At 42.0% G+C, this 6,795-nt stretch carries 6 protein-coding genes, 1 rRNA gene and 1 riboswitch; of the genes, 3 read left to right on the top strand and 4 right to left on the bottom strand.

The annotated features are described in order from the left end of the window. Nucleotides 1-8 precede the first annotated feature (8 nt). Nucleotides 9-1,558: ribosomal RNA gene (locus tag KHA99_RS22770) — 16S ribosomal RNA — on the bottom strand. 524 nt (nucleotides 1,559-2,082) lie between these two features. Here KHA99_RS22770 and KHA99_RS22765 point away from each other — a divergent pair. Further along, the gene (locus KHA99_RS22765) at nucleotides 2,083-2,367 is read left to right on the top strand and encodes a DUF3219 family protein (protein WP_213119740.1); all 285 of its coding nucleotides are present in this window, start codon (nucleotides 2,083-2,085) and stop codon (nucleotides 2,365-2,367) included. Nucleotides 2,368-2,385: 18 nt separating this feature from the next. Further along, on the top strand, nucleotides 2,386-3,381 hold the full coding sequence (locus KHA99_RS22760; RefSeq protein WP_213119739.1) for an LLM class flavin-dependent oxidoreductase: 996 nt from the start codon (nucleotides 2,386-2,388) through the stop codon (nucleotides 3,379-3,381). 62 nt (nucleotides 3,382-3,443) lie between these two features. Here KHA99_RS22760 and KHA99_RS22755 read toward each other — a convergent pair whose 3' ends face one another. The 3 genes from KHA99_RS22755 to KHA99_RS22745 form a co-directional block, all read right to left on the bottom strand. Next, the gene (locus KHA99_RS22755) at nucleotides 3,444-3,638 is read right to left on the bottom strand and encodes an SE1832 family protein (protein ID WP_213119738.1); all 195 of its coding nucleotides are present in this window, start codon (nucleotides 3,636-3,638) and stop codon (nucleotides 3,444-3,446) included. A 135-nt stretch (nucleotides 3,639-3,773) separates the two neighbouring features. Further along, entirely contained in the window at nucleotides 3,774-4,733 is a 960-nt protein-coding gene (locus tag KHA99_RS22750; protein WP_213119736.1) for an aldolase catalytic domain-containing protein, read from the bottom strand. Nucleotides 4,734-4,900: 167 nt separating this feature from the next. Continuing rightward, nucleotides 4,901-5,104 carry a hypothetical protein gene (locus KHA99_RS22745; RefSeq protein ID WP_213119735.1) on the bottom strand — a complete coding sequence of 68 codons (204 nt, stop codon included), beginning with the start codon at nucleotides 5,102-5,104 and terminating at the stop codon, nucleotides 4,901-4,903. A gap of 275 nt (nucleotides 5,105-5,379) precedes the next feature. Beyond that, nucleotides 5,380-5,478, top strand: a riboswitch (SAM riboswitch). Nucleotides 5,479-5,559: 81 nt separating this feature from the next. Here KHA99_RS22745 and KHA99_RS22740 point away from each other — a divergent pair. Beyond that, nucleotides 5,560-6,687 carry a 5-methyltetrahydropteroyltriglutamate--homocysteine S-methyltransferase gene (locus KHA99_RS22740; protein WP_213119734.1) on the top strand — a complete coding sequence of 376 codons (1,128 nt, stop codon included), beginning with the start codon at nucleotides 5,560-5,562 and terminating at the stop codon, nucleotides 6,685-6,687. Nucleotides 6,688-6,795 lie beyond the last annotated feature (108 nt).

The following is a 6,795-nucleotide window of genomic DNA, read 5'->3' as shown; positions in this document are numbered from 1 at the left end:
ATCCTTAGAAAGGAGGTGATCCAGCCGCACCTTCCGATACGGCTACCTTGTTACGACTTCACCCCAATCATCTGTCCCACCTTAGGCGGCTGGCTCCTTACGGTTACCCCACCGACTTCGGGTGTTACAAACTCTCGTGGTGTGACGGGCGGTGTGTACAAGGCCCGGGAACGTATTCACCGCGGCATGCTGATCCGCGATTACTAGCGATTCCGGCTTCATGCAGGCGAGTTGCAGCCTGCAATCCGAACTGAGAATGGTTTTATGGGATTGGCTCCACCTCGCGGCTTCGCTGCCCTTTGTACCATCCATTGTAGCACGTGTGTAGCCCAGGTCATAAGGGGCATGATGATTTGACGTCATCCCCACCTTCCTCCGGTTTGTCACCGGCAGTCACCTTAGAGTGCCCAACTGAATGCTGGCAACTAAGATCAAGGGTTGCGCTCGTTGCGGGACTTAACCCAACATCTCACGACACGAGCTGACGACAACCATGCACCACCTGTCACTCTGTCCCCCGAAGGGGAAATTCCTATCTCTAGGAGTGTCAGAGGATGTCAAGACCTGGTAAGGTTCTTCGCGTTGCTTCGAATTAAACCACATGCTCCACCGCTTGTGCGGGCCCCCGTCAATTCCTTTGAGTTTCAGCCTTGCGGCCGTACTCCCCAGGCGGAGTGCTTAATGCGTTAGCTGCAGCACTAAAGGGCGGAAACCCTCTAACACTTAGCACTCATCGTTTACGGCGTGGACTACCAGGGTATCTAATCCTGTTTGCTCCCCACGCTTTCGCGCCTCAGCGTCAGTTACAGACCAGAAAGCCGCCTTCGCCACTGGTGTTCCTCCACATCTCTACGCATTTCACCGCTACACGTGGAATTCCGCTTTCCTCTTCTGCACTCAAGTCCCCCAGTTTCCAATGACCCTCCACGGTTGAGCCGTGGGCTTTCACATCAGACTTAAAGGACCGCCTGCGCGCGCTTTACGCCCAATAATTCCGGACAACGCTTGCCACCTACGTATTACCGCGGCTGCTGGCACGTAGTTAGCCGTGGCTTTCTGGTCAGGTACCGTCAAGGTACCGGCAGTTACTCCGATACTTGTTCTTCCCTGACAACAGAGCTTTACGACCCGAAGGCCTTCATCGCTCACGCGGCGTTGCTCCATCAGACTTTCGTCCATTGTGGAAGATTCCCTACTGCTGCCTCCCGTAGGAGTCTGGGCCGTGTCTCAGTCCCAGTGTGGCCGATCACCCTCTCAGGTCGGCTACGCATCGTCGCCTTGGTGAGCCGTTACCTCACCAACTAGCTAATGCGCCGCGGGCCCATCTGTAAGTGTCAGCCGAAACCGACTTTCAACCTTCCCTCATGCGAGGGAAGAAATTATCCGGTATTAGCTCCGGTTTCCCGAAGTTATCCCAGTCTTACAGGCAGGTTGCCCACGTGTTACTCACCCGTCCGCCGCTAATCACCAGGAGCAAGCTCCCAGTGATTCGCTCGACTTGCATGTATTAGGCACGCCGCCAGCGTTCGTCCTGAGCCAGGATCAAACTCTCCAATAAAGTTGAGTTGATTAGCTCAAAAATGTTACGTTGGCTTCGTTTCATACGAAACGAATATTATTGTTTGTTGACGTTTTTGTTTGTTTAGTTTTCAAAGAACTATCTTTGTCACTTAAGCGACAAGGATTTTATTATATCGCATTTCTACTAATCTATCAACCATCATTTTCTTCCAATTTAGGAAGTTAATGATTTGTTTCAGAAGCGACATTTATTATATTAACACATTCATTTTTGCATTGCAAGAAAAAGTTTTAATTTTCTTGAAGTCAACTAAAAATAAATCATAGCTTATGTCACTCGTGTAAGTGACGGATTTATAATATACCGCGATTTTCATTTATCATCAACCTGAACTTTTTTCCAAATAATGAACGATGTATGTGCTAAGAAATTTATAATTGAAATGGGCTTATTATATAAGAAGACTGTTGAAATTTTTTAAGCTGATCGTCCAATTCATTTGCTCCCCTATTGGCACAGTGCTATTATTTTTTCATACAAACATAAAAGGTGTGGTGTCCTTGGTTAATGAAATCATCTTAAATGATACTTCCATTCGTGTGGAAAAATATAATGAAGAGATTGAGAACGGTTTACATAAAATTGATATTGAATTTAAAGTGATGAGTGAGGAGTACCACGACACTACAGTGTTGTTATATGAAGGATCCTTTGATGTAAAAGTTCCTGAAACAGGTTTAGTGTTTAGAGGCACCATTCAGCAATATTCCACTTCGATCACGAACTTATATGAAAAAGGACAAGTAGGGATTTTTACATTAACTTTGCTTGAATTGAAGAATTAAGAAAGAAGGCATCGCGCAGTGAAAATAAGCATATTAGATCTATCTCCCATCTCCTCCAACCAAACAGCAAAAGAGGCATTGGATGAATCGTTGAAGCTAGCCCAAGCAGGAGATGAGTTAGGGTACACACGGTATTGGATTTCCGAACATCATGATTTGCCGGGTCTGGCTTGCTCTGCACCTGAAGTGATGATCAGTTATATTGGCGCCAATACCAATCGGATTCGCATCGGTTCTGGGGCTGTATTATTGCCGTATTATAAACCATATAAGCTGGCCGAGGTTTATAATATGTTGGCTACCCTATATCCGAATCGGATTGATATAGGTATTGGTCGTGCACCGGGCGGGTCAGCGGAAGCAACGAATGCTTTATCCGATAACTTTTTACAACAGGTTTGGAAAATGCCTGACTTAGTTAAAGAACTGCTTCACTTTTTAAAAAATGATTTTCCTGAAGAACACGAGTTTTCAAAAGTAAAGGCCTCTCCCCTGCCAGAATTGCCGCCAATGCCGTGGATTCTTGGTACAAGTAAAAAAAGTGCCCTGCTTGCTGCTGAACATGGCTTAGCATATGCATTCGGCCAGTTCATGAGCGACAAAGACGGAGCAGACATCATCCAACAATACCTTGATGCCTTTCAACCGAATAAACACAGTCAATCCCCTCATGTATTGTTAACTGTTTCAGTGGTTTGTGCGGAAACGACTGAAAAAGCAGAGGAAATCGCGTTGAGTAATTTTATTTGGGCATTGCAAAAGGAAAATGGCGAAGGTCTGTATGTGCCTTCTATCCAGGAAGCCAAGCAATACGAACTCAATGAAAAAGAACTAGAAAAACTAGCAGCGGTGAAAAAGAGAATGATCATCGGCAATCCACTGGAGGTAAAAAGGAAACTTGAGCAGTTACAAGCTTCATATAATGCGGATGAAATTATGATTTTAACGATTACTCATTCTCCGAAGGACCGCATTAAATCCTATAGACTTATCGCTGAAAAAGTACTTTTATAACTGTTTAATACGGGTCTATTGAAAAGAGACCATTATTTCGATGGTCTCTTGAAATGAAGTTATTATTTTTGTGTTTGCCCCGCTATTTGTCGTAATAATTGATTAAGAGAATTTAACTCCTCTTCAATTTCAGATAGTCGTTTTTCCAACGGTGCTATGTTTCCTTTTACATACTCTAATTTTTCTAGATTATGTTGCAACTGTAAGTATTCGTCTTTCAACTCTAAAATTTTATACTCAATCTGTTTTTTATCCATTATCGGTTTCACTCTCCATAAGTCTTAAATCTTCTTTCTATGATTACAAATCCGATGTATTTTCGCTACTAATCTGCCCAGTTGCTTTAGTCCCTAAAAAAAGAACCGCCCGCAGGCGGCTGTAGATTTAATTAACTACCTAGTTGTAGTTGCTAAAGTTGCTTCAGGTGTTGTTACCTTGTCATAGAAGTCAACGAATTTGTCACGCTCATCACTATTTCGATAAGCCATTGCCACCCGCGGATGCTCATTAAGGACACCAGAGATCATATAAGGAATGATATAGCCCCATTCCCATTTTTCTCTCATTTCTAACATGTGCTTTTCGATTACACCAAGTAACGGTTTAAGTTCATAGCTGGGTTTTTTTATGTAGCTGACAAGAAGCTCTGTATTGCAGTTCCCTGCCGCCCGTCCCATGCCGTAAACAGATGAATCCAGGAAGGTAACTCCATTTTGATGTGCAGTCAATGTATTGGCAAATGCTAACTGCAAATTGTTATGTGTATGAATACCAAGCTGCTTGTTAGGGAGCATAGCTTGAAACTTTTTCACTTGATGCGCAATATCTGCCGGATCTAAACTTCCAAAAGAGTCAACAATATACACAACATCTACTGGACTTTCTTTGACCATTTCCATGGCTTCAATAAGCTTCTGTTCAGGCACACTGGACAAAGCCATAATATTGAGTGAAGTCTCATATCCTAAATCATGGAACATTTGGACAAGCTCCAGCCCTTTGTCCACTTCACGGATATAGCAGGCTACCCGGATCATGTCCAACACACTTTGCTCGCGAGGCAGGATATCGTTGGGATCGACACGACCAATATCTACGAGAGCAGATAGCTTCGTGAACTTTTTCTCAGGAATGATTTCTTTCAGAAATTGATCATCTAGAAATCTCCATGGATTAGGCTCAGTTGCATTCAGTAGCTTTGCGGAGTTTTTATAGCCAATCTCCATATACTCAACGCCGGCCGCACTTAGTCCATTATATAAATCCTGGACAAATTCGACACTGAAATCCCAATTGTTAACTAAACCCCCATCACGGATCGTACAATCTAGTATTTTGCTGCGATGTTCCATAATTTTAAATTCCCCCTGTGGTTATGCTCATTAGTTATATAATTATAATTATAATTTGAATATATACCATGTTCCTTTTATTGGTGTCAAACTTACATTTCAACACTTCCGGAAATATTTGATAATATTAGTTACAGCATTTCTATATTAATATTCCTATTATTTTTTCACTTGGCCCCAATATTTTGACGCCGCATCTGTCTATTTCTTTGTAATTCACTTTGTTTCCATATGTATTTTTGCATATATACCCGTAGCACGTCATTCATTGACTTACCATTCTTTTCAACAGCATCTAAAAAACCTTGTAATATCTTTTCTGGTATTTCAAAATTTACTTCTACATTTTTGTTTCTTAGTTCCTGACACATTAATATACCTCCTGACAGACCGATATATCCATTTTTCCTGGGTAGTCACAAAGGGATGAATATTTAGAATATTTTATAAAAACTATCATATCAGTTGAAAACGCGTACATTTTCATATACTTTTCGACAAATTACGACATGATTTTAGAATCCATAATGCAGCGGGATTTCCTCATGCATCATTGAGGCATGAGAACCGTCCCCGTGCATCAGATTTTTGTTGACAGAAAATCAGAACAGGTGTATCTTTACTGTTAATTAAATATTTTTGAATATTCTTATCAAGAGAGGTGGAGGGACTGGCCCTTTGAAGCCTCGGCAGCAGACACGTTAGTACTGTGCCAATTCCAGAAGCGAGTGCTTGAAGATAAGAAGAGATTTGTAATGTCTATTACCCCCTCTTCTTATTTATGAGAAGAGGGTTTTTTAGTACACCGAGAAAGAAGGAATAATTAATGACAACGACACTAGTTAAAACTCCATTTAAAGCTGACCATGTAGGGAGTTTCCTTAGAACAGAACCAATTAAAGAAGCAAGAAAGGCTTTTGCAAATGGGGAGATTAATGCAGCTGCCCTGAAGGTTGTTGAGGATCAAGAAATTGAGAAATTGGTTCAAAACCAAATTGAGGCAGGCTTAAAATCCATCACAGACGGTGAGTTTAGACGTTCGTGGTGGCACCTGGACTTCTTGGCTGGTTTGGAAGGTGTAGAGTTCTTTGAAAATGAATATATCAGCAACTTCAAAGGCGCCCAAACAAGAAATAGCGCCATTAAAGTAGTGGGCAAAGTCGACTTTAATGATCATTATATGCTCGAGCATTTCAAGTTCTTAAAGCAGGCAGTTAAAAAATATGGTGACGGCAGCCAAGTGGCGAAGTTCTCCATCCCAAGCCCGAACATGTTGTTTACGAGAATTCAGGGCAATGAGTACTACAATGGCAACAGTGAGCAGTTTTTCAAAGATACCGTAGCTGCTTATCAAAAAGCCATCCAGGCTTTCTATGATGCTGGCTGCCGTTACTTGCAATTAGACGACACATCTTGGATTGATTTTGTTTCAGAAGAGCGGATCAATGCAGTGGTTGAAAAAGTTGGCTTGGATATACATGAAATCATTAAAACCAGAGTAAGTGCAATCAATGAAACCATTGCCAATAAGCCGGAAGATTTGACAATTACCATGCATATTTGCCGCGGCAACTTCAGATCTACCTACATCACAAGCGGCGGGTACGATCAAATTTCCGATGCCATTTTCGCTGAGCTAAATGTGGACGGGCTATTCTTAGAGTATGATGATCAACGTTCTGGTGACTTCGAACCTTTAAAAGGCTTCAAGCGTCCTAACCTAACCGTTGTACTAGGATTATTTACATCTAAATTCCCAGAGCTTGAGGATCCAGAATCCATTAAAGCGAGAATTAAAGAAGCTAGTCAATTCATTCCATTGGAAAACTTGGCAGTTAGCCCTCAATGCGGTTTTGCCAGCACGGAAGAAGGAAACATTTTAACTGAAGAAGAACAATGGAATAAGATTAAACATGTAGTAAATATTGCTAAGGATGTTTGGGGAACCATTTAAACCCTATCTGAAAGGCCGCCTTCCATTTGGATTATGGAAGGCGGCCTTTTTTTGATTGGCTGTTTTTGTAAACAATGTGTCTCTAAGATACCATCTGAATTAGGAAAT

Source organism: Neobacillus rhizophilus (assembly GCF_018343535.1).
Classification (GTDB): domain Bacteria; phylum Bacillota; class Bacilli; order Bacillales; family Cytobacillaceae; genus Neobacillus; species Neobacillus rhizophilus.
The sequence above is the reverse complement of the archived record's forward strand: the minus strand, read 5'-3'. Positions and strand labels throughout refer to the sequence as shown.

Bases quoted from the DNA above. Each gene is read 5' to 3' on its own strand.
- KHA99_RS22755 (WP_213119738.1), bottom strand. From the start codon at position 3,638: ATGGATAAAAAACAGATTGAGTATAAAATTTTAGAGTTGAAAGACGAA.
- KHA99_RS22750 (WP_213119736.1), bottom strand. From the start codon at position 4,733: ATGGAACATCGCAGCAAAATACTAGATTGTACGATCCGTGATGGGGGT.
- KHA99_RS22745 (WP_213119735.1), bottom strand. From the start codon at position 5,104: ATGTGTCAGGAACTAAGAAACAAAAATGTAGAAGTAAATTTTGAAATA.
- KHA99_RS22740 (WP_213119734.1), top strand. From the start codon at position 5,560: ATGACAACGACACTAGTTAAAACTCCATTTAAAGCTGACCATGTAGGG.